This is a genomic window from Pseudomonas sp. WC1 (genome assembly GCF_050586565.1).
Classification (GTDB): domain Bacteria; phylum Pseudomonadota; class Gammaproteobacteria; order Pseudomonadales; family Pseudomonadaceae; genus Aquipseudomonas.
Window position 1 is genome coordinate 1 of the sequence record NZ_JBOBDQ010000018.1, and the last position, 21,571, is coordinate 21,571.

Genomic DNA, 21,571 nt, shown 5'->3' on the forward strand with positions numbered 1-21,571 from the left:
ACTTGTAGGTCGCGCTGGCGACGACGCTGCGCTGGTCGCCGTAGTAGCAGTAGTAGCCGTCGCAGGTCGAGAGGTAGTCCTTGTTCAGCAGGTTGCTGGCGTTGACCGCCACCGAGGCCCCCTTGAGGCTGCTGTCCAGGCGGCCGAGGTCGTAGTGCACCGCAGCGTCGAACACAGTGTAGGCCTTGCTCTTGCCGAGCCAGGTGTTGGCTTCGTCGCCGTAGCGGTTGCCGGTGTAGCGTGCGCCAAGGCCAATGCCGAAGCCGTCAAGCACACCGGTATGCCAGGTGTAGTCGGCCCACAAGGAGGCCTGCTGGTTGGGCATCTGTTGCAGACGGTTGCCTTTGTACTGCCCTTTCTGGACTTCGGACTTGGCCAGGGTATAGGCGGCGATCACTTTCAGGTTGTCGGTGACGTCGGAGACGGCTTCCAGTTCCAGGCCGTGGACCTTGACCTCCCCGGTCTGGCTGGAGACCGGCACCCCACCCACGTTGTTGGTGACGGTCACGTTCTTCTGGGTGAGGTCATACACGGCCGCCGACAAAAGAGTGTTGGAGCCAGGTGGCTGGTACTTGATGCCGAGCTCCCATTGCTGGCCTTCGGTCGGCTTGAACGACTTCTCGACGTCCGCGTCCGAGCCGGTGCTTGGCTGGAACGACTCGGCATAGGACAGGTAGGGAACAAAGCCTGAATCGAACACGTAGCTCAGCGCCGCGTTACCGCTGAACTGCTTGTCGCGCTGGGTGTTGGTGGCATTACCCTTGTTGAGGAACGTGGTGCCGGTATGCACCCAGTCTTCACGCCCGCCCAGGGTCAGGCGCCATTTGTCGAGCGCCATCTGGTCCTGGATGTAGAGCCCGGTCTGCACGGTTTTCTGGTTGTAGTCCATATAGGCCGCGGAGCGGTCCGGGCGAGTGATCGGCAAACCGTACACCGGGTTGTTGACGTTGGTGGGCGGTACGTTGAAGCCATAGATGGAGAGAAAGTCGGATTCGGTGCGCTGGTGGTCCAGGCCGATCAGCACGGTATGGCTGATATCGCCTGTGGTGAAGTCGGCCTGGAAGTTGTTGTCGAGCGCGAACTGGCTGATGTCCTCATTGACGTTGGTGGACATGCGGCTGGCATTGCCCTCGTTGTCCACCGGGCCACCGGGTTGGTAGTAGCTACCAACGGTGATCGTCTGGAACGACAACTCGCTCTTGGTGTAGCGCACGTTCTGGCGGAACTGCCAGACATCGTTGAAACGATGTTCGAAGGCATAGCCCAGCGCGTAGTAGGTGCGGTCGTAGTATTCGTAATCCGGATCACCCAGGTTCTTGTGGCGGGAGACCTTGCCGAACGGCATGTCGATCTTGGTGCCTTGGATCGGATAGAACTGGCTGGTGGCGCCGGTATCGTCGCGGGTGAACTGGCTGAGGAAGGTCAGCGAGGTGTCGTCGTCGATGTTCCAGGTCAGGCTTGGGGCGATGTTGTAGCGCTTGTTGTCGATATGGTCGATCTGCGTGCCGCTGTCGCGCACCACGCCGCTGACGCCATAGAGGAACTGGCCCTGCTCATCAAGCTTGCCGGTGCTGGCGAAGCTGATCTGGCGGTGGTTGTCGCTACCGTACTGCAGCTGGATCTCGTGGCTGCTCTCGGCCTGGGGGCGGCGGCTGACCATGTCCAGCAGGCCGCCGGGCGGGGTCTGGCCATACACCGACGAGGCCGGGCCACGCAGCAGCGCAAGGCGGTCGAGGTTCCAGGTTTCGGCTTTCGGGTTGGCATACACGCCGCGGGGCAGAGGCAGGCCGTCGAGGAACTGGGTCGGCTCGAAGCCGCGCACGCGCATCCAGTCATAGCGGGTGTCGCTGCCGAAACTGGCCGAGACGATGCCTGGCATGTACTTCACCGCATCATCCAGGCTCTGCACGCCACGGTCGCTCATCTGCTGGCGGGTGGCGACGGAAATGGAGCGTGGGACTTCGACCAGCGCGGTGTCGGTCTTGGTGCCGGCGGCGGTGCGCTTGGCGGTGTAGCCCTCCACCGGGCCCCAGGCACTTTCAAAACTGCTGTTGGCGTCGATGTTGGTCTCCGGCAGCGCCAGGCTGCCTTCCGCCACCAGGCTGTAGCTGCCGGCGCTGCTTTGCTGCAACTGCAGGCCGGTACCACGCAGGGCCGCCTGTAGCGCGCCGATACCGTTGTACTGGCCGCTGACCGGCGCCGAACTACGCCCACTGACCAGCGCCGGATCCAGCGCCAGGGCGATACCGGCCTGGCTGGCGATCTGGTTCAAAGTGCTGGCCAGCGGTGCGCTGGGCAGGTTGTAGGCCCGCATGGCGGACTGTTCGGCGGCGAACAGGGCGGTGCTGGCCAACGGGGTGGCCAGGCCGATGGCCAGGGCCATCAGGCTGGGGCGAAGCAAAGCATCAACGGCACGGGACATTCAGCGGCTCCTCGACGAAATAGTGCTGACTGCTTCCTTGCCGAGCGAGAGTGGGAAAGTGACAGGGGGGGTGTGAAAAAAAATACGACTGATTTGCAAAAACCTTTGGGAGGCGGCAAGCCGGCTCCCAAAGGGCGGTCTGGCTGGGGCTATTTGGCGGTAACGGTGACCCACCACGGCGTATGCCGTTCGATCTTCACCGGCAGCACCGGTTGCAGCGAGGCCAGGGCCAGGTCGGTGTCGGTCAGCGGGAAACTGCCGCTCACGCGCAGCTCGGCCACTGCGTCGCTGACGCCCAGATGACCGCTGCGGTACTGGCCGAGGGTGGCCACCAGGTCGGCCAGGCGCACGTTGTCCACCACCAGCATGCCGCGGGTCCAGGCGTCGCTGCCGACCGCCACGGGGGTGACACTGCCCAGGCCGTCGGCGCTCATCAGCACTTGCTGGCCTTCGCGCAGCACCTGTTCATCGCCGCTGTGCTGGGGTTTGGCAGCTACCGATGCCTGCAGCACCTCCAGGCGTGTGCCGGCCTCCTCGCGCTTGACCAGGAAGCGGGTACCCAGTGGGCGCAGGCGGCCCTCCTCGGTGCGCACCAGCAATGGGCGGCTGTCCTTGTGGCCGGTTTCCACCGAGATCTCGCCCTGGTGCAGGACGATCAGCCGTTGTTCGCCCTGGAAGTCGATGTCCACCGCGGTCTGGCTGTTGAGGCTGAGCAGGGTGCCGTCTTCCAGGCGCAGGGTGCGCAGCTCGCCGGTACTGGTGCGTTGGTCGGCCAGCCAGTAGGTGGGCGACAGTGACGGTGCGCCGGCCCAGGCCAGCAGGCCGCCGAGCAGCAGCATGCCGGCAAGGCCGCCCAGACGCTGGCGCAACCCGGCCCGGGATTGCAGCAGGGTGTGGCGTACCGGCCCGGCAGCAGCGTTGACGCGCTGGTCGAGCATGCCCAGTTGCAGCCAGGCGCGGGCGTGCTCCTCGTGGGCGGCGTGCCAGCGCGTAAACTCGCTGCGTTCGTCCGGGGTACCGCTACCTTCGTCGAGGCACAGCTTCCAGGCGATGGCCGCTTCCAGCACCTTGCTGGAAACCGGGGCATGCTTCATGTCGGCTCCCCGTAAAGGGCGACATAGCACTGGCGCAGGCCTTGGGCGATGTACTGGCGCACGCGCGAGACCGACACCCCGAGGCGCTCGGCGATCTCGGTGTGCCCCAGGCCGTCCAGGCGGTTGTACAGGAAGGCTGCCCGGGCCTTGCTCGAGAGCTTGCCTAGCAAGCGGTCGATGGCCTTGAGGTCTTCGAGGATCAGGTGTTGCTGTTCCGGTGACGGGTGCTCGGCTTCGGGCACCAGCGCCAGTTCCGCGAGGTAGGCCTGCTCGAGGGCGGCGCGGCGGAAGTGGTCGAACAACAGGCCCTTGGCCACGGCGACCAGAAAGGCGCGGGGTTCGCGGGGGGCGTCCAAACGCTCGCGGCCGAGCAGGCGCACGAAGGTGTCCTGGCTCAGGTCCTCGGCACGCTGGCGGCAGGCGGTGCTGCGCTGCAGCCAGGCCAGCAGCCAGGTGCGATGGTCGCGGTACAGCGCGCCGACCAGTTCGGCATGTGGACTGTGCGCAGACGTCAAGAAGCGTTCCCCGGGAAAGAATGCGTTAACTAACGATAATTATTCGCGATTGTGGCAGAGGCAGGGGGGAGGGCGCAATTGACGCTTATCGGATTGCCAGCATGGCGGGGAAAGCGCAAAAAAAAATCAGAGACCGTGGTGCTGCGTCTTGCGTCGTCGCCACTGGCGCACCCGCTGCTCCAGCTGCAGCGGACTGTCCAGTTGCTGGCGGCGTGCTTGGCTGAACAGTATCAACGCAAGTTCCGCGGTCACCTGGGCATCGGCGCTGGCATGGTGGCGGGCCTGGACTTCGAGGCCGAAACGGGCGATCCAGTCGTCCAGCCCGGCCTCGCGCAGCACTGTGTCGGGGTTGAGCATCGGCGCCAGCTCCGCCACGTCGAGAAACGGATGCTGCAGGCGCAGGCCCAGGCTGTCCTTCAACGCCCGGGCCAGCATGCGCTGGTCGAAAGGGGCATGGAACGCCAGTATCGGACTGTCGCCGATGAACGTCATCAGGTCGAGCAGTGCTTCGGCCGGTTCGCAGCCGGCGGCCAGGGCGCTGGGGCCCAGGCCGTGGATCAGCACGCTGGCGTTGGTTTTCTGTTCGGGGCGACGCAGGGTCCGCTCGAACGGCCGACCGAGGTCGATGGCACCGTCCTCGATGGCCACCGCGCCGATCGACAGCACCTGGTCGCGATTGAGATTCAGGCCGCTGGTCTCCAGGTCCAGCACCACCCAGCGCTGTTCGCGCAGGGAGCACACGCCCAGGGGCGCAGGGCCGGGCAGCGCGGCCAGGCGCCGCTGCAGCGCCGCATCGAGTTCGGGGGTTGTGGGGCGCAACCAGGCGAACAGGTTCACAACTGGTACCGCAGGGCCAGGCTGCTCTGCAGGCGCTGGGCCTGGCGCAGGGACTCGCGCAGGATGCGCCGGTCCAGGTGGTTGAGGCTGTCGGGGTCGAGCCGGTTGGAGTAAGGCATGTTCTCGCGGCTCTGGCGCTGGTGCTGCTGCATGCGGGTCTGCTGGATGAAGTGGTAGGCCTCTTCATAGGCGGCGCCGTCGAGCGGGTCGATGACGCCCTTGGCGATCAGCTGGCGCAGCCGCTCCAGGGTATTGCACGCCGTGATGCCGTGGGCCAGGGCCAGTAGCCTGGCGCCATCGACGAACGGGGTCAGGCCCTGCACCTTGAGGTCGAGGGTGGCGGCTTTGTCGTCACCCTGGCGGGTCAACACGAACTCGCGCAGGCGCCCGACCGGCGGACGCTGGCGCAGGGCGTTGTCGGCCAGCATGCGCTGGAAGATGCGGTTGTCCGCGACTTGCTCCAGCAGGCCCTGGCGCAGTTGCTCGCAGCCCTGCTCGTCGCCCCAGACCACGCGCAAGTCGAAGTAGATGCTTGAGCCCAACAGGTTCTCGGGGCTGGCTTCGCGCACGAAGCCGGCGAAGCGCCGCGCCCATTCGCCACGCGACAGGCACAGCTCGGGATTGCCGGCCATCACGTTGCCTTTGCACAGGGTGAAGCCGCACTGGGCCAGGTTGTGGTTGATCTGCTGGGCCAACGGCAGCAAGCGTGCGCGGATCGCCTCGGCTTCGGCGCCGTCACGGGCCTCGAATAAAATGCCGTTGTCCTGGTCGGTGTGCAGGGTCTGCTCGCGGCGGCCCTCGCTGCCGAAGCACAACCAGCTGAACGGCACGCCGGGGTCGCCGCGCTCGGCGATGGCCAGTTCGATCACCCGGCACACGGTATGGTCGTTGAGCAGGGTGATGATCTGGGTGATCTGCGTCGAGGAGGCGCCGTGGGCGAGCATGCGTTCGACCAGTTGGCCGATTTCGCCGCGCAGTGCCACCAGGCTGTCCAGCCGCGGTGCATGGCGGATGGTGCGGGCCAGGTGTACCAGGTCGACGCGCTGCAGGGAGAACAGGTCGCGCTCGGAAATCACCCCGCACAGGCGCTGGTTGTCCACCAGGCAGACATGGGCAATGTGGCGTTCGGTCATCGCCATGGCGGCGTCGAACGCACTGGCCTGGGGGCTCAGGTAGAACGGTTTGGCGGTCATGTAGCGCTCGATGGGCGCGGTCAGTTCGGCGCTGGCGTCGGCCACTACCTGGCGCAGGTCGCGCAGGGTGAAGATACCGATGGGGTGGCGCTGCTCATCGATGATCACGATGCTGCCGACCTGTTGCTCGTGCATTTGCCGCACGGCTTCGCGCAGGGGCGTGTCTGGCGTGCACACAACCGGGTGGCGCAGCGCCAGTTCGCCCAGCGGTGTGTTGAGTGAGTACTGGGTACCCAGGGTCTCCACGGCGCGCTGGCGCACTTGCTGGTTGACCTGGTCGAGCAGGCTGCTGACGCCGCGCAAGGCGAAGTCGCGGAATACCTCGGACATGGAAAACACACGGATGAACGCGGCCTTGTCCAGTTGCAGGCAGAAGGTGTCTTCGCCGGCCAGGTGCTCGGTGCGGGTGGCCCGCTCGCCGAGCAAGGCCGCCAGCGGGAAGCATTCACCGCTGGTGATCTCGAAGGTGGTCTCGGTGCCTGGTTTGGTGACATGGTGACGTTCGCCGACCACGCGCCCCTGCTTGACGATATAGAAGTGCTCGACCGGGCCCTCGGCCGGCGTGATGATGCTTTCGCCGCCCGCGTAGAAGCGCAGCTGGCACTGTTCCACCAGGTAGGCCAGGTGGCTGTGTTCCATCTGGTTGAACGGCGGGAAACGCTGCAGGAACTGCAGGGTGCCCTGGATGTTTTGCAGTATCGCTGTCCTGCCGGCCTGGGTGTAGGCGTCCTTTTTGCTCATGAAGCTGACCGTATCGCTACGCCGAACTATATATATCTATCTATAGGGGTCGGCTTTGTTGTTCTCGGCCTCCATGGTCGGCTGGCCGTACTGTGGTGCCCATTGGACGTAAGTCTAGAGCGAGGCTGTCAAGGACCCGACGAAAGGCGAACCGGGCTATGTAAATTTCGCGGTCCTAAGCTGTGAACGAGATTTTTTTGACGAGATGGGCCATGGCCGAGCATGACGACATACTGAGTGACGCCGAGCGCGAGGCACTGGCTGGGGTGAGTGCGCCTGTCGCGGCTCGTCCCGTGGTGCTGGTGGTGGACGACAACCCGGTGAACAGCGAGGCGCTGAGCCTGTACCTGAAGAGCCGAGGTATCGCCTGCATGACGGCTGACGGCGCGCAGGAAGCGATGTTGAAGCTGCATTACGAACCGCGGATCGCACTGATGATCACCGACCTGCGCATGGAGCCGAAGGATGGCCTGGAGTTGATTCGCCAGATTCGCGAGTCCGAGCGGGCGGCGCTGTCGATCATCGTGGTGTCGGGCGACACCGATGTGAAGGAGGCGGTGGACGTGATGCACCTGGGGGTGGTGGACTTTTTGCTCAAGCCGGTGGACCTGGGCAAGTTGCTGGAGCTGGTACGCAAAGAACTGAGAATGGACTAATCGTACTGGGTCTGCTTCGCAGCCAATCGCCGGCAAGCCGGTTCCCACAAGGATAGTGTTGACCTGTGGGAGCCGGCTTGCCGGCGATTGGGCCGCAAAGCAGCGCCTTGATGACCTACAGCCCGTTGCGCGCCTTGAACTCGCGACGACGACGGTGCAGGACCGGCTCGGTGTAGCCGTTCGGTTGCCTGGCACCCTCGATCACCAGCTCGATCGCCGCCTGGAACGCGATGTTGTCATCGAAGTTCGGCGCCATCGGGCGGTACAGGGCGTCACCGGCGTTCTGCTTGTCCACTACCGCGGCCATGCGCTTGAGGCTTTCCAGCACCTGCGCCTGGGTGACCACGCCATGGCGCAGCCAGTTGGCCAGCAGTTGGGCGGAAATCCGCAGGGTGGCACGGTCTTCCATCAGGCCGACATCGTTGATGTCCGGCACTTTCGAACAGCCCACGCCCTGGTCGATCCAGCGCACCACGTAGCCGAGGATGCCCTGGGCGTTGTTGTCCAGCTCGTTGCGGATTTCCTCGTCCGACCAGTTGGTGTTGGCCGCCAGCGGGATGGTCAGGATATCGTCGACCGAAGCCGGGGTGCGCGAGGCGAGCTCGCGTTGCCGGGCCTGCACGTCGACCTTGTGGTAGTGCAGGGCGTGCAGGGTGGCGGCGGTCGGCGACGGTACCCAGGCGGTGTTGGCCCCGGCCAGCGGGTGGGCGATCTTTTGCTCGAGCATGGCGGCCATCAGGTCGGGCATGGCCCACATGCCCTTGCCGATCTGCGCGCGACCCTGCAGGCCGGTGGCCAGGCCGACGTCGACGTTGTTGTTCTCGTAGGCACCGATCCACTTCTCGTTCTTCATGGCGCCCTTGCGCACCACGGCGCCGGCTTCCATGGAGGTGTGGATCTCGTCACCCGTGCGGTCGAGGAAGCCGGTGTTGATGAACACCACGCGCTCGGCCGCAGCCTTGATGCAGGCCTTGAGGTTGACCGTGGTGCGGCGCTCCTCGTCCATGATGCCGACCTTGACGGTATTGCGCTGCATGCCCAGCAGGTCTTCGACGCGGCTGAAGATCTCGGCGGCGAACGCCACCTCTTCAGGGCCGTGCATCTTCGGCTTGACGATGTAGACACTGCCGCTACGGGTGTTCTTGCGGCTGGTGTTGCCGTTGAGGTTGTGCAGGGCGATCAGGTTGGTGAACAGGCCGTCCTGGATACCTTCGGGAATTTCGTTGCCCTGGGCGTCGAGGATCGCCGGGTTGGTCATCAGGTGACCGACGTTGCGCACGAACAGCAACGAGCGGCCGTGCAGGGTCACGCTGCCGCCATTGGGCACCGCGTACTCGCGGTCCGGGTTCATGGTGCGGGTGAAGGTCTTGCCGCCCTTGCTCACGCTTTCGGCCAGGTCGCCTTTCATCAGGCCCAGCCAGTTGCGGTAGACGATGACCTTGTCGTCGGCATCGACGGCGGCGACCGAGTCTTCGCAGTCCATGATGGTGGTCAGTGCCGATTCCATCAGGATGTCTTTCACGCCGGCGGCGTCGGTGCTGCCGACCGGGGTGCTGGCGTCGACCTGGATCTCGAAGTGCAGGCCGTTGTGCTTGAGCAGCACGGCAGTCGGCGCGGTGGCATCGCCGTGGAAACCGATCAGCTGGGCGTCGTCACGCAGGCCGCTGTTGCTGCCGCCCTTGAGGGCGACCACCAGCTTGCCGCCGTCGATGCGGTAGGCGGTGGAGTCGACATGGGAGCCTGCGGCCAGCGGCGCGGCCTGGTCGAGGAAGGCACGGCCGAAGGCGATGACCTTGTCGCCACGGACCTTGTTGTAGCCCTGACCTTTTTCAGCGCCGCCTTCATCGCTGATGACATCGGTGCCGTACAGCGCGTCATACAGCGAGCCCCAGCGGGCATTGGCGGCGTTCAGGGCGAAACGGGCGTTCATCACCGGCACCACCAACTGCGGGCCGGCCATGACCGCGATCTCGTCATCGACGTTCTGGGTGGTGGCCTGGAAGTCCTCGACTTGTGGCAGCAGGTAGCCGATCTCCTGGAGGAATGCCTTGTAGGCGACGGCGTCATGGGCCTGGCCTTTGCGGGCCTGGTGCCAGGCGTCGATCCTGGCTTGCAGCTCGTCGCGCTTGGCGAGCAGGGCTTTGTTCTTGGGAGCGAGGTCTTTAATGATCTCTGCCGCCCCGGCCCAGAACTTGTCGGCTTCGATGCCGGTTCCAGGAATCGCTTCGTCGTTGACGAAGTCGTACAGGGCCTTGGCGACCTGAAGGCCACCGACTTGAACGTATCCAGTCATTGCTTGCCTCACCTCTGCTCAGCTATTTCGCTTTCGCTCTTCTGTATTAAGCCTGTAGCGCTTCTCTAAACACGGCACCAGTGCATGCCCGCGCATTCCGGGGCGGCTGGGTGCGGCTCGCCAGACGGGCCGGCGGGCGGTTGGCGTATTTTCACAGGCGCCTTGGCAGACATCGAAACGACGTTTTTGTAGTCCGCGCCGATGCATACTACATGAAGCAGCAGGCAGGTAAACATCAGACTAAAAGCGTCGCTCTGCGACCGATTGGTCGCATAGGGTCACGCTGGGAGACGACATGTTCGCAAAAAACAGGTGGATTGTTCCAGATAAATCTTGAAACAGTACACGATTAATTGGCCTGGCTGTCCTGCGGCAGGTTGCCGCGCCTTGCCTATACTGATTCGATCCCCGTATCGCCCCCATCTGCGGCGGCGCTTGCAGACGAATGAAGGAGTGGCCCCGTGGACCATCTTGTACTGACCGTGATCGCCCCTGACAAGGCCGGGCAGGTAGAGCGTATCGCCCAATGCATCGCCGATCACAATGGCAACTGGCTGGAAAGCCGCATGTCACGCATGGCCGGCCAGTTCGCCGGGATCCTGCGGGTGGCGGTACCGGCGGAGAACTACGCCGAACTGGTCGAGTCGCTGCAGAAACTGGGTGAAAACGGCATTCGTGTGTTGATCGCCGAAAGCGGCATCGAGCCGTCCTGCACCTGGAAACCGATCGCCATGGAGCTGGTGGGCAACGACAGGCCGGGCATCGTCCGTGACATCACCCGCCTGCTGGCGGAGCTTGGGGTGAATGTGGAGCGCCTGAGCACCGAGGTGCGCCCGGCACCGATGAGCAGCGAGCCGTTGTTCCAGGCCGATGCGCTGCTGGCGCTGCCCTTGACCCTGTCGCTTGACGAACTGCAACAGCGGCTTGAGAACCTGGCTGACGATCTGATGGTGGAGTTGAGTTTGCGGCCTGAGGAATGAGGCGAGTTGTCGGGCGTGACCCAGCTTCTTTATCCAGATTCTACGGGGATGCCCCTGTGGATAACCTGGGGGCCTTCGCCGCCAGCCCAGAGCCCGCGCCGGTTAGCCAGCATTGAGCAAAAAACACCCAGTAATCAGTCGCTTGTGCACAAACCACGGGGACGAGGGTGTGGATAACCTCTGGAGACCTTGCTGCAGGCCACGCACTCCGTGGTCTGCAGCTATTTGATCATTAATTGATCAGGCGCGCTTGCGCAAACTCACCCAGGCATCGACGCTGTAGACCGCCAGGCCTGCCCAGATACACGCAAATGCCATCAGTGTGCTGGACGAAAGATGCTCATCGAACAGCCACACCGCTTGCAGCAACACCAAGGTCGGCGCCAGGTACTGCAGGAAACCCAGGGTGGTGTACGGCAGGTGGCGCGCGGCGGCGTTGAAGCACACCAGAGGTATCAGGGTTACCGGGCCGGCGGCGATCAGCCACAGCGCCTCGCTGCTGTTGAAAAATTCCAGGCTGGCGCTGTTGGCCGTTGGGTGCAGCAGCAGCCAGCCGATCGCCAGCGGTACCAGCATCCAGGTTTCGACCACCAGGCCGGGCAGTGCCGCGACCGGCGCCTGCTTGCGGATGAGCCCGTAGAAGCCGAAGGACAGTGCCAGCGCCAACGATACCCAGGGCAGGCTGCCGACCTGCCAGACTTGTTGCGCCACCCCGAGGGCCGCCAGGCCCACTGCCAGCCATTGCAGGCGGCGCAGGCGCTCACCGAGCAGCAACATGCCCAGTAGCACGTTGATCAGTGGGTTGATGTAGTAGCCCAGGCTGGCCTCGAGCATGCGCCCGTTGTTCACCGCCCATACATAGGTCAGCCAGTTGCCGGCGATCAGCGTGCCGCTCAGGGCCAGGATGGCCAGGCGCCTGGGGTTGTCGCGCAGTTCGCGCCACCAGCCGGGGTGCTTCCACACCAACAGCAGGAGCGAACCGAACAGCGCCGACCAAAGCACCCGATGGACGATGATCTCTACCGCCGGGACGCTCTGGATGGCTTTGAAGTACAGGGGGAACAGGCCCCAGATGATGTAGGCGCCGAGGCCCAGAATGTACCCGCGACGCGGGTTTGCGGCGTGCATGCAGAATCCTTGCTTAGGTAGCTAAATAAAGCGACGCCTATTGTAGACAGAGCGCGACGTGCACCTAGAACAATTTCAGCGGTTGTTCATCGAGGGCGGCCATTTGTTCACGTAGCGCCAGGATCTGGTCCCCCCAGTAGCGTGGTTGGCCGAACCACGGGAAGCTGCGGGGGAACGCCGGGTCATCCCAGCGCCGAGCCAGCCAGGCGCTGTAGTGCAACTGGCGCAGGGCGCGCAGTGGCTCGATCAGGGCCAGTTCACGCGGGTCGAAGTCGTGGAATTCGTTGTAGCCGTCGATCAGCTCGGCGAGCTGGCCGAGGCGCTCTTCGCGGCTGCCGGCAAGCATCATCCACAGGTCCTGCACCGCAGGGCCCATGCGGCAGTCGTCGAGGTCGACCACATGATAGATATCGTCGCGGTGCATCAGGTTGCCGGGGTGCAGGTCGCCGTGCAGGCGGATCCGCTGGTGCGGGGTGCGGGCGTAGATATCCTCGACCCGCTTGAGCAGGTCGCGGGCCACGGATTCGAAGGCCGGCAGCAGCTCGCGAGGAACGAAGCCGCCGTCCAGCAGGGTGTTGAGCGAGGCATGGCCAAAGTTGTCCACAGCCAGCTGCTCACGGTGTTCGAATGGCCGGATGGCTGCCACAGCATGCAAGCGCCCGAGCAACTGGCCCAGGCGGTACAACTGGTCGAGGTTGCCCGGCTCCGGGGCATGGCCGCCACGGCGCGGGAACAGGGTAAAGCGAAACCCCTGGTGCTCGAACAGGGAGCGGCCCTCGTGCAGCAGCGGCGCCACCACGGGCACTTCGCACTCCGCCAGTTCGGCGGTGAAGGCATGTTCTTCGAGGATTGCCGCATCGCTCCAGCGCCCAGGGCGGTAGAACTTGGCGATCAGCGGTTGTTCCCCCTCGATGCCCACCTGATAGACACGGTTTTCGTAGCTGTTGAGCGCTAGCACCCGCGCATCGCTGAGAAAGCCGAGGCTTTCCACGGCGTCCAGCACGAGGTCGGGGGTGAGGGTGTCGAAGGGGTGGGACATGAAAGGCTCCAGGCGCGGGGACGGCGTGGCTGCATGTTACCCCAATCACAAGGCAGGCCCCGCCCTTGTCGTAGCCGGTTAGACCGGCACCCCCAGCAACACGAACGACGGATGGAACTGCACCCGCATCATGCTCTGCGGCCCGACTTGATACTGCGCCAGCCAGTCAGCCTCGGCGAAAGCGCACAAAGTCTGCCCGTTACCCAGTGCCAGGCGCACCTCGACTGGACCGTCCTGCTCACCGACAAGCTCCTCGACCTTGGCCTTCAGGCAATTGCTGCCTTGCTCCGCCAGCTCGTCCGGCCCCAGCAACTGCACCCACCCCGCCTTCAGCAGCGCCACCACCGTGCCCCCAAGTGCCAGTTCCAGGCGTTCGGTACTGCCCCGAGTGATCAAGGCCTCGATCTCCAGGCCGCCGCCCAGGTCCAGGCTGATACGGTCATGCCGGCCTTCGCGGCGCAGCCCGCTGATGCGTCCCTGCAACTGGTTGCGCGCACTGGTGCGCAGCATCAGCCGGCCAAGTAGGGCGAAGTCGCTGCTGTCCTCGGCGGACTCCAGGATCTCTGCCTGCAATGCCTGCAGGCGCTGGTACAGGCACAGTACCCGTTCGCCTTCGGCGGACAGCCGGGCGCCACCACCGCCCCGGCCCCCGGTGCTGCGTTCCACCAGGGGCTGCGCCGCCAGGTTGTTGAGTTCGTCGATGGCATCCCAGGCAGCCTTGTAGCTGATCCCCGCGGCCTTGGCGGCGCGGGTGATGGACCCCTGCTCGGCGACATGTTGCAACAGGGCGATGCGCTGTGGGCGGCGGGCGATGTGCTGGGTGAGCAAGGCGGGCAGGGACATGAGGGGGCATCAGGCGTGGTGAAGGTTCCGCGACGTTGCCGCCGTCGCCGGGTCAAGTCAAGCCTGGCCCGGGCGCGGTGTGCGCGCCAGGCAGTAGATATCCACCCGCTGGGCACCGGCCTTGCGCAGCAATCGGGCGATGGTCTGCGCGGTCGCCCCGGTGGTCAGCACGTCGTCGACCAGCGCCAGGTGCAGGCCCTCCAGTTCACTGCCCGGGGTGAGGGCGAAGGCCTGGCGCAGATTGCGTTGCCGGGCCTTGGCACCGAGCGCCTGTTGCGCCGGTGTATCGCGCACCCGCTGGAGCAGGTGCTCGTCGCAGGGCAGGCGCAATTGCCTGGCGAGCCAGCGGGCGAGCATCGCCGCCTGGTTGAAGCCGCGCTGGCGCAGTCGACGCCCGGCCAGGGGAACGGGCAACAAGCGATCCGGCCGCGGCAAGCCCTCGTGATAGTGGTGGCTCAGGTTCTGGCCGAGCAGTTGGGCGAGCAACCGCCCCAGGGGCCACTGGCTGTTGTGCTTGAAGCGGCTTATCAGGGTGTCGATGGGAAAGCCGTAATGCCAGGGCGCGATCACCCGTTTGAATGCCGGTGGGCGGCGGCTGCAACTGCCGCAGAGAAGGTCGTCCAGGGCCAGGGGCAGCGCGCAACGGCGGCATTGCTCCTGCAGCCAGGGCAGCGCCTGCTCGCAGGCGACGCACAGTGGGTAGGGCTGCCCCGCGAGCTCATCGCAAAGCAAACAGGATTGTTCGATATTTGTACAGATGTAAACCAGCGTGTTCTTGATTGGTTGACAGTTCATGGGGCCTTCCGTGACTATGCGAGCTATCCGTGATGCGCTGGTGGGTTTCCCTGTCCCGGCGTCAGTCAGACCATAGATAAGGAAACGCCGATGAGCGCCAGCGCAATTGCAACAACCCGTCACGACTGGTCCCTGGCCGAGGTCAAGGCACTGTTCCAGCAGCCGTTCAATGACCTGCTGTTCCAGGCCCAGACCGTTCACCGTGCACATTTCGACCCCAACCGCGTGCAGGTTTCCACGCTGCTGTCGATCAAGACCGGCGCCTGTCCGGAAGATTGCAAATATTGTCCGCAGTCCGGCCACTACAACACCGGGCTGGAAAAACAGAAGCTGATGGAAGTGCAGAAGGTGCTGGAGGAGGCCGCCCGGGCCAAGGCCATCGGCTCGACCCGCTTCTGCATGGGCGCGGCGTGGAAGCATCCCTCGGCCAAGGACATGCCCTACGTGCTGGAGATGGTCAAAGGGGTCAAAGCCATGGGCCTGGAAACCTGCATGACCCTCGGCAAGCTCGACCAGGAGCAGACCCAGGCCTTGGCCCAAGCCGGCCTGGACTACTACAACCACAACCTCGACACCTCGCCGGAGTTCTACGGCAGCATCATCACCACCCGTACCTACAGCGAACGCCTGCAGACCCTGGCCTATGTGCGTGACGCGGGCATGAAGATCTGCTCCGGGGGCATCCTTGGCATGGGCGAGTCGCTGGACGACCGCGCCGGCCTGTTGATCCAGCTGGCCAACCTCCCCGAGCACCCGGAGTCGGTGCCGATCAACATGCTGGTCAAGGTTGCCGGCACGCCGCTGGCCGATGAGGAAGACGTCGATCCGTTCGACTTCATCCGCATGCTGGCCGTGGCCCGGATCCTCATGCCCAAGTCCCACGTGCGCCTGTCGGCCGGCCGTGAGCAGATGAACGAGCAGATGCAGGCCCTGGCGTTCATGGCCGGGGCCAACTCGATCTTCTACGGCGAGAAGCTGCTGACCACGGCCAACCCGCAGGCCGACAAGGACATGCAGCTGTTCGCCCGCCTGGGTATCCAGCCGGAAGCCCGTGAAGAGCACGCCGACGAAGTGCACCAGGCCGCCATCGAACAGGCGCTGGTCGAGCAGCGCAGCACCGAGCTGTTCTACGACGCAGCCTCGGCCTGAGCATGGCCTTCGATCTCGCCGCGCGGCTGGCCGAACGGCGTGCCGCGGACCTCTATCGGCAACGGCCGCTGCTGGACAGCCCGCAAGTGCCGCAGGTGGTGGTCGATGGCCAGCCGCTGCTGGCCTTCTGCAGCAATGACTACCTGGGCCTGGCCAATCACCCCGAGGTGATCAAGGCCTGGCGCGATGGCGCCGAGCGCTGGGGTGTCGGCGGTGGCGCCTCGCACCTGGTGATCGGCCACAGCACGCCGCACCATGACGTTGAAGAAGCACTGGCCGAGTTGACCGGGCGCCCTCGCGCGTTGCTGTTTTCCACTGGCTACATGGCCAACCTCGGGGCCATCACCGCGCTGGTGGGGCAGGGCGACACAGTCTTGCAGGACCGCCTCAACCACGCTTCCCTGCTCGACGGCGGGCTGCTCAGTGGCGCCCGCTTCAGCCGCTACCTGCACAACGACCCGGCCAGCCTGGCCAGTCGCCTGGAGAAAGCCACCGGCAATACCCTGGTGGTCACCGATGGCGTGTTCAGCATGGATGGCGATTGCGCTGACCTGCCGGCCCTGGCCAAGGTCGCCTGCGGCCGTGGGGCATGGCTGATGGTCGACGATGCCCATGGCTTTGGTACCTTGGGCGCCAACGGCGGCGGCCTGGTCGAGCATTTCGGCCTGGGTGTCGATGACGTGCCGGTGCTGATCGGCACGCTGGGCAAGGCCTGTGGTACCGCCGGCGCCTTCGTTGCCGGCAGTGAGGATCTGATCGAGGCGCTGGTGCAGTTCGCCCGGCCCTACATCTACACCACCAGCCAGCCACCGGCATTGGCGTGCGCCACACTCAAGGCGCTGGAGCTGCTGCGTCGGGAGCGCTGGCGGCGCGAGCACCTGGCCGCGCTGATCCAGCAGTTCCGCACAGGCGCCGAGCAGATCGGCCTGACCCTGATGGACAGCCACACCGCGATCCAGCCGATCCTTATCGGCGATGCGGGGCGGGCGCTGGCATTGTCCCGCTTGTTGCATGAACGCGGTCTGCTGGTCACGGCGATTCGCCCACCCACCGTACCCGCTGGCAGCGCCCGTCTGCGGGTGACCCTGAGCGCCGCCCACAGTGAGGCACAGGTGCAGCTATTGTTGAATGCATTGGCCGAGTGTTATCCACAGCTGGAGTCCGCCGATGCGTAACCGAATGATCCTTCTGCCCGGCTGGGGGCTGGGCACCGCCTCACTGGAGCCGCTGGCCGCCAGCCTGCGTGCCCAGGACCCGCGCCTGCAGGTCGAACTGATGCCGTTGCCGGACCTGGCCGACAGCGACCCGCTGACCTGGGTCGACTACCTCGACCGCAAGCTGCCCAGCGACGTGTGGCTGGGCGGCTGGTCGCTGGGTGGCATGCTCGCCAGCGCCCTGGCCCACAAGCGCGGCGATCATTGCTGCGGCTTGCTCACGCTGGCGAGCAACCCCAGCTTTGTCGCTCGGCCGGATTGGCCGCACGGGATGGCACCGGATACCTTCGGTACCTTCCTCGATGGCTGCCGCAGCCATACCCAGGTGACCCTCAAGCGCTTTCGCACCTTGTGCAGCGATGGCGCGCAGCAACCGCGCACCTTGCTGCGCCAACTGGGCGTCGGCGTGCCCGACACCGATCCGCTGTACCTGGCCACCGGGCTGGAGGTGCTGGCCAGCCTTGATACACGCGCTGCCCTGGAGCAATACGGCGGCCCGCAGCTGCACCTGTTCGCCGGCAGTGATGCGCTGGTGCCGGTGGAGGCTGCCAAGGCCCTGAGCGACCTGTTGCCCGACGTGGAAGTCGGCCTGGTCGAAGACAGTTCCCACGCCTTCCTGCTGGAGTACCCGCAGGAGCTGGCGGCGGGCATCAAGAGTTTCCTGCATGAGAGTGGCGATGACTGATCTTTCCCAGCCCACCTTGCCCGGTGCCCTGCCGGACAAGCGCCAGGTGGCGGCTTCGTTTTCCCGCGCTGCGGCCAGCTATGACAGTGTCGCGGCCTTGCAGCGCGCAGTAGGCATGGCGCTGTTGGAGAAACTGCCCGCAGGGCTCGTCCCAGCGCGCTGGCTGGACATGGGCAGTGGCACCGGCCATTTCAGCCGGGTCCTGGCCGAGCGCTTCAGCGATGCCGACGGTATGGCGGTGGACATTGCCGAGGGCATGTTGCGCCATGCCCGTGAGCAAGGCGGCGCCCGGCACCATGTGACGGGTGACGCCGAGCGTCTGCCGTTGCGCGATGGCAGTGTCGATCTGCTGTTCAGCAGCCTGGCGGTGCAGTGGTGCGGCCAGTTCGCCAGCGTGCTGGGTGAGGCGCGGCGGGTGCTGCGCCCAGGCGGGGTGCTGGCATTCAGCAGCTTGTGCGTGGGCACCCTTGATGAGTTGCGTGCCAGCTGGCAAGCCGTCGATGGCATGGTGCACGTCAATCGCTTCCGGCGTTTCGAGGATTACCAGCGTCTATGCGGGGAAAGCGGTCTGGAGCTGATCGGCCTGGAGCGACGTCCCCATGTACTGCATTACCCCGACGTGCGCAGCCTGACCCACGAGCTCAAGGCACTGGGTGCGCACAACCTCAATCCGGGGCGCCCATCGGGGTTGACCGGACGTGCGCGGATGCAGGGCCTGTTGCAGGCCTATGAACAGTTCCGCCAGCCTCAGGGGCTGCCTGCCACCTATCAGGTGGTGTATGGCGTCTTGCGCAAACCGCTGGCCGGGGAGCAGTGACATGAGCCAGGCCTATTTCATTGCCGGCACCGACACCGATGTCGGCAAGACCACCATCGCCGCGGGTCTGCTGCATGCGGCGATGCAGTCGGGGCTGAGCACGTTGGCGGCCAAGCCGGTGGCATCCGGCTGCATGGTGACGCCCAGAGGGTTGCGCAACAGCGATGCCCTGGCATTGATTGACGAAAGCTCGGTCAAACTGCCCTATGAATCGGTCAACCCTTTCGCTTTCGAGCCGGCCATCGCTCCACACGTGGCGGCGCACGAGGCGGGGGTGGTGTTGAGCGTACCGGTGCTGCGTGATGCGATGCAGCAGGTGCTGGCGCAGCACGCCGACTTCACCTTGATCGAAGGGGCTGGCGGCTGGCGGGTGCCGTTGTCCGACCATGCGAACCTGTCAGACCTGGCCATTGCCCTGAAACTACCGGTGATCCTGGTGGTAGGGGTGCGATTGGGGTGCATCAACCACGCCTTGCTCAGCGCCGAGGCCATCGCCCGCGATGGCCTGCAACTGGCCGGTTGGGTGGCGAACATCGTCGATCCGCGGACATCGCGTCTGGAGGAGAACCTGTCGAGCCTGGCCGAGCGGCTGCCCGCACCATGCCTGGGGCGCGTGCCCTGGTTGAAGGTGGCGGGCGCGGCTGCGGTGGCCGAGCATTTGCATCTGGACCTGTTGGATTAGGTCTCCTGTCTATCGGCTGGCACAAGGCTATTAGGGATTTCAACGGGCCTTTTTCCCGTTCTGCTGCTTTAATAAGGCCTGTTCATCATCCAGCGTCATGGAGTCCTGACATGGAAATCAATGCGAGCTCCGCCTACTACGCGGGCCTGGGTGCCATCCAGAACGGCCAGAACCGTGTCGACCAGGCCGCCCAGCAGATCGCCAGCGGCGCCGTCGAGCGTGGCACCAGCGGGAAGTCCACCGACTACCAGGCCGAGCGCCTGCGCGGCGTTGACCGCAGCCAGCAGATGGATCTGGCCACCAGCACCGTGCAACTGGCCCTGGGCAAGCACGAAGTCGAACTGGGTGCCAAAGTCGCCAAGGCTTCCGATGAAATGCTCGGTCGGTTCATCGACACCTACGCCTGACTCGCTGAACCCCATTCGCTTACTTCGCGGGGCAAGCCCGCTTCCATTCGTGGGAGCAGGCTTGCCCCGCGATGCGTTTGAGGGTGCTTGGCTGAATCATCATATTCGGCGGCATAAATGCCATTGTTAGCCCACCTTGACAGCGAGGCCTCCTAAACGTAAGTTTCAAACAACTGTTTGACCGAAAGCCGCCAAGAGCTGGTCGGTACCCGCGGTCTCCCTACCGAACTCATCACAGAGGTTCATCGCAATGCCTGATTACAAAGCCCCCTTGCGTGATATCCGCTTCGTCCGCGACGAACTGCTCGGCTATGAGGCGCATTATCAGAGCCTGCCGGGCTGCCAGGACGCCACGCCCGACATGGTCGACGCGATCCTGCAGGAAGGCGCGAAGTTCTGTGAAGAGGTACTGGCCCCGCTGAACCGCGTCGGCGACCTGGAAGGCTGCACCTGGAGCGAGGCCGGCGTGAAGACCCCGACCGGCTTCAAGGAAGCCTACCAGCAGTTCGTCGAAGGCGGCTGGCCGAGCCTGGCCCACGACGCCGAGCACGGCGGCCAGGGCCTGCCTGAGTCGCTGGGCCTGGCCCTGAGCGAAATGGTCGGTGAGTCGAACTGGTCGTGGGGCATGTACCCAGGCCTGTCCCATGGCGCGATGAACACCATCTCCGAGCACGGTACCCCCGAGCAGCAGGAGACCTACCTGACCAAACTGGTGTCCGGCGAATGGACCGGCACCATGTGCCTGACCGAACCGCACTGCGGCACCGACTTGGGCATGTTGCGCACCAAGGCCGAACCTCAGGCCGACGGCAGCTACAAAGTGTCCGGCACCAAGATCTTCATCTCGGCCGGTGAGCACGACATGGCCGACAACATCGTGCACATCGTCCTGGCCCGCCTGCCCGACGCACCGGCCGGCACCAAGGGCATCTCGCTGTTCATCGTGCCGAAGTTCCTGCCCAACGCCGAAGGCGGCGCGGGCGAGCGCAACGGCGTGAGCTGCGGCTCGCTCGAGCACAAGATGGGCATCCACGGCAACGCCACCTGCGTGATGAACTTCGATAGCGCCACCGGCTACCTGATCGGCCCCGCCAACAAGGGCCTGAACTGCATGTTCACCTTCATGAACACTGCTCGCCTGGGTACCGCGCTGCAAGGCCTGGCCCACGCCGAAGTGGCATTCCAGGGCGGCCTGAAATATGCCCGCGATCGCCTGCAGATGCGCTCGCTGACCGGCCCGAAAGCACCGGAAAAAGCCGCTGACCCGATTATCGTCCACCCGGACGTGCGCCGCATGCTGCTGACCATGAAGGCCTTCGCCGAAGGCAACCGCGCCATGGTCTACTTCACCGCCAAGCAGGTGGACATCGTCAAGTACAGCCAGGACGAGGACGAGCGCAAGAAGGCCGACGCGCTGCTGGCCTTCCTGACCCCGATTGCCAAGGCGTTCATGACCGAAGTCGGTTTCGAGTCTGCCAACCACGGTGTGCAGATCTACGGCGGCCACGGCTTCATCGCCGAGTGGGGCATGGAGCAGAACGTACGCGACAGCCGTATTTCCATGCTGTACGAAGGCACCACCGGCATCCAGGCGCTCGACCTGCTCGGCCGCAAGGTGCTGATGACCCAGGGCGAGGCGCTCAAGGGCTTCACCAAGATCGTTCACAAGTTCTGCCAATCCCAGGAAGGCAACGCCGCCACCAAGGAGTTCGTCGAGCCACTGGCCGCGATCAACAAGGAGTGGGGCGAGCTGACCATGAAGATCGGCATGGCCGCGATGAAGGACCGCGAGGAAGTGGGTGCCGCTTCGGTGGACTACCTGATGTACTCCGGCTATGCGTGCCTGGCCTACTTCTGGGCCGACATCGCCCGCCTGGCAGCCGAGAAACTGGCGGCCGGCACCAGCGAAGAGGCGTTCTACACCGCCAAGCTGCAGACTGCGCGCTTCTACTTCCAGCGCATCCTGCCGCGTACCCGCAGCCACGTGGCGGCGATTCTGTCTGGCGCCGACAACCTCATGGCGATGAAGGAAGAAGACTTCGGTCTGTCCATCTAAGCTCGCCGGTTTTAAGAAAACCGCC

Annotated in this window: 18 protein-coding genes and 1 pseudogene; 9 read left to right on the forward strand and 10 right to left on the reverse strand. The window is 64.8% G+C overall.

From position 1 onward, the window contains the following. The 5 genes from ACQ4OD_RS10650 to ACQ4OD_RS10670 form a co-directional block, all read right to left on the reverse strand. The coding region (locus ACQ4OD_RS10650; RefSeq protein ID WP_430944262.1) for a TonB-dependent siderophore receptor at window positions 1-2,422 on the reverse strand (2,422 nt) is incomplete at its 3' end. Window positions 2,423-2,571: 149 nt separating this feature from the next. Further along, window positions 2,572-3,516, reverse strand: a complete 945-nt coding sequence (locus ACQ4OD_RS10655; protein WP_139667996.1) for a FecR domain-containing protein — start codon at window positions 3,514-3,516, stop codon at window positions 2,572-2,574. Then, window positions 3,513-4,031, reverse strand: coding sequence for an RNA polymerase sigma factor (locus ACQ4OD_RS10660; RefSeq protein ID WP_430944263.1), 519 nt, complete (start codon window positions 4,029-4,031; stop codon window positions 3,513-3,515). Before ACQ4OD_RS10660 ends, ACQ4OD_RS10655 begins: the two co-directional genes overlap by 4 nt. A 126-nt stretch (window positions 4,032-4,157) precedes the next feature. Beyond that, window positions 4,158-4,868, reverse strand: coding sequence for a 3'-5' exonuclease (locus ACQ4OD_RS10665; RefSeq protein ID WP_430944264.1), 711 nt, complete (start codon window positions 4,866-4,868; stop codon window positions 4,158-4,160). Next, on the reverse strand, window positions 4,865-6,802 hold the full coding sequence (locus ACQ4OD_RS10670; protein WP_430944265.1) for a putative nucleotidyltransferase substrate binding domain-containing protein: 1,938 nt from the start codon (window positions 6,800-6,802) through the stop codon (window positions 4,865-4,867). Before ACQ4OD_RS10670 ends, ACQ4OD_RS10665 begins: the two co-directional genes overlap by 4 nt. A gap of 205 nt (window positions 6,803-7,007) precedes the next feature. Between ACQ4OD_RS10670 and ACQ4OD_RS10675 the strand changes: the two are divergent. Continuing rightward, a pseudogene (locus tag ACQ4OD_RS10675) lies at window positions 7,008-7,458 on the forward strand (response regulator). Window positions 7,459-7,573: 115 nt separating this feature from the next. Here the strand turns inward: ACQ4OD_RS10675 and ACQ4OD_RS10680 are convergent. Continuing rightward, the gene (locus ACQ4OD_RS10680; RefSeq protein WP_430944266.1) at window positions 7,574-9,751 is read right to left on the reverse strand and encodes a malate synthase G; all 2,178 of its coding nucleotides are present in this window, start codon (window positions 9,749-9,751) and stop codon (window positions 7,574-7,576) included. A gap of 461 nt (window positions 9,752-10,212) precedes the next feature. Here ACQ4OD_RS10680 and ACQ4OD_RS10685 point away from each other — a divergent pair, with 461 nt between their 5' ends. Continuing rightward, window positions 10,213-10,731, forward strand: a complete 519-nt coding sequence (locus ACQ4OD_RS10685; protein ID WP_139668004.1) for a glycine cleavage system protein R — start codon at window positions 10,213-10,215, stop codon at window positions 10,729-10,731. A 240-nt stretch (window positions 10,732-10,971) separates the two neighbouring features. Here ACQ4OD_RS10685 and rarD read toward each other — a convergent pair whose 3' ends face one another. The 4 genes from rarD to ACQ4OD_RS10705 form a co-directional block, all read right to left on the reverse strand. Further along, window positions 10,972-11,859: an EamA family transporter RarD gene (rarD, locus tag ACQ4OD_RS10690; RefSeq protein WP_139668006.1), complete on the reverse strand. Its 888-nt coding sequence runs from the start codon at window positions 11,857-11,859 to the stop codon at window positions 10,972-10,974. 64 nt (window positions 11,860-11,923) lie between these two features. Then, window positions 11,924-12,898 carry a serine/threonine protein kinase gene (locus ACQ4OD_RS10695; protein ID WP_102681894.1) on the reverse strand — a complete coding sequence of 325 codons (975 nt, stop codon included), beginning with the start codon at window positions 12,896-12,898 and terminating at the stop codon, window positions 11,924-11,926. Window positions 12,899-12,976: 78 nt separating this feature from the next. Continuing rightward, a complete protein-coding gene (locus ACQ4OD_RS10700) occupies window positions 12,977-13,741 on the reverse strand; it encodes a TOBE domain-containing protein (protein ID WP_139668008.1) in 765 nt (254 codons plus the stop codon). Between the two features lie 57 nt (window positions 13,742-13,798). Continuing rightward, window positions 13,799-14,536 (reverse strand): ComF family protein, encoded by a 738-nt coding sequence (locus tag ACQ4OD_RS10705; RefSeq protein WP_139668010.1) that lies wholly within the window; start codon window positions 14,534-14,536, stop codon window positions 13,799-13,801. Between the two features lie 90 nt (window positions 14,537-14,626). On the opposite strand from ACQ4OD_RS10705, the gene bioB reads away from it, so the two are divergent. The 7 genes from bioB (at window position 14,627) to ACQ4OD_RS10740 (ending at window position 21,546) form a co-directional block, all read left to right on the forward strand. Then, window positions 14,627-15,685: a biotin synthase BioB gene (gene bioB, locus ACQ4OD_RS10710; protein WP_139668012.1), complete on the forward strand. Its 1,059-nt coding sequence runs from the start codon at window positions 14,627-14,629 to the stop codon at window positions 15,683-15,685. 2 nt (window positions 15,686-15,687) lie between these two features. Then, window positions 15,688-16,860 carry an 8-amino-7-oxononanoate synthase gene (bioF, locus tag ACQ4OD_RS10715; RefSeq protein WP_430944267.1) on the forward strand — a complete coding sequence of 391 codons (1,173 nt, stop codon included), beginning with the start codon at window positions 15,688-15,690 and terminating at the stop codon, window positions 16,858-16,860. Then, window positions 16,853-17,584, forward strand: a complete 732-nt coding sequence (locus ACQ4OD_RS10720) for an alpha/beta fold hydrolase (protein WP_139668016.1) — start codon at window positions 16,853-16,855, stop codon at window positions 17,582-17,584. The genes bioF and ACQ4OD_RS10720 overlap by 8 nt, the downstream gene beginning before the upstream one ends. Beyond that, window positions 17,577-18,401: a malonyl-ACP O-methyltransferase BioC gene (gene bioC / locus ACQ4OD_RS10725; RefSeq protein ID WP_430944268.1), complete on the forward strand. Its 825-nt coding sequence runs from the start codon at window positions 17,577-17,579 to the stop codon at window positions 18,399-18,401. Before ACQ4OD_RS10720 ends, bioC begins: the two co-directional genes overlap by 8 nt. A gap of 1 nt (window position 18,402) precedes the next feature. Further along, the gene (bioD, locus tag ACQ4OD_RS10730; RefSeq protein ID WP_102681901.1) at window positions 18,403-19,083 is read left to right on the forward strand and encodes a dethiobiotin synthase; all 681 of its coding nucleotides are present in this window, start codon (window positions 18,403-18,405) and stop codon (window positions 19,081-19,083) included. Between the two features lie 110 nt (window positions 19,084-19,193). Beyond that, complete coding sequence (locus ACQ4OD_RS10735) at window positions 19,194-19,490, forward strand: pyrroloquinoline quinone biosynthesis protein PqqE (protein ID WP_430944269.1); 297 nt, start codon at window positions 19,194-19,196, stop codon at window positions 19,488-19,490. A gap of 250 nt (window positions 19,491-19,740) precedes the next feature. Next, window positions 19,741-21,546, forward strand: a complete 1,806-nt coding sequence (locus tag ACQ4OD_RS10740; protein WP_102681903.1) for a phenylacyl-CoA dehydrogenase — start codon at window positions 19,741-19,743, stop codon at window positions 21,544-21,546. The last annotated feature ends 25 nt before the right edge of the window (window positions 21,547-21,571 follow it).